Source organism: Streptomyces sp. DH12, assembly GCF_020873895.1.
Classification (GTDB): Bacteria; Actinomycetota; Actinomycetes; order Streptomycetales; family Streptomycetaceae; genus Streptomyces.
The window spans coordinates 1-677 of sequence record NZ_JAHWGT010000333.1 but is presented as its reverse complement, the minus strand read 5'-3'; the positions used below and the strand labels follow the sequence as shown (position 1 = coordinate 677).

Below are 677 nucleotides of genomic sequence, written 5' to 3'. Positions count from 1 at the left end.
GTGTTCCTGACGGCCGGGCTGCTTCGGGCGACAACGTACGCCATGGGGTCCGCCTACCGCGGTGGCCACGGCCACCGGCCGTGGCGCGGACGTTGCGCCGGGGTGACGCTCCGCAGTCCGGCGAGCAGTCGCCGCGATTCCTCCCGCGCGGCCCCGTGCACCTCAGGGGCCTCCTCGGCGAGCCGCTCGCGCAGGGAGAGCGCCTCTTGCGCCGCGGCGACGGCCTCGTCCGTACGGCCGAGAGCCAGGTACGCGCGGGCGAGACCGGCCAGTGCGGCGCTTCCGGCGTCGACCGCGAGCCGGGGATCCTCGCGCAGCAGCGGCTGCAGGTGTCCGGAGACGACGTGCGGCCACCGTTCGGCAGCGGCGGCCAGGAAAGTGACCGCCCGCGGGGTCCAGGCCGGGGCGGTGCCGTCGCCGTCACGGCCGAGGAGGGTGCGTACGGCATCCGCCGCCCAGGGCGAGGACGGATGGTCGGCGCGATGCCCCGGGAGGGTGAGCGCGATGAAGTCCTCGGCGAGGCGGTCGGGGTACAACGGCTCCAGTACGGGCACGCCGGCCTCCCGGCCTGCGCCCTGTGGGGCGGACGCGCCGGGAGCGCCGTACGGCGGGTAGCAGACGGCGTGGTCACCGCAGACTTGTCCGGCCGGGCCGATGCCGAGTGAAACGAGTACGGC

General features: G+C 75.8%; 1 pseudogene. It reads right to left on the bottom strand.

Annotated features, from left to right (window positions below):
• Nucleotides 1-53: 53 nt before the first annotated feature.
• Nucleotides 54-677 (bottom strand): annotated as a pseudogene (locus LPA54_RS34385) (hypothetical protein); the annotation flags it as partial.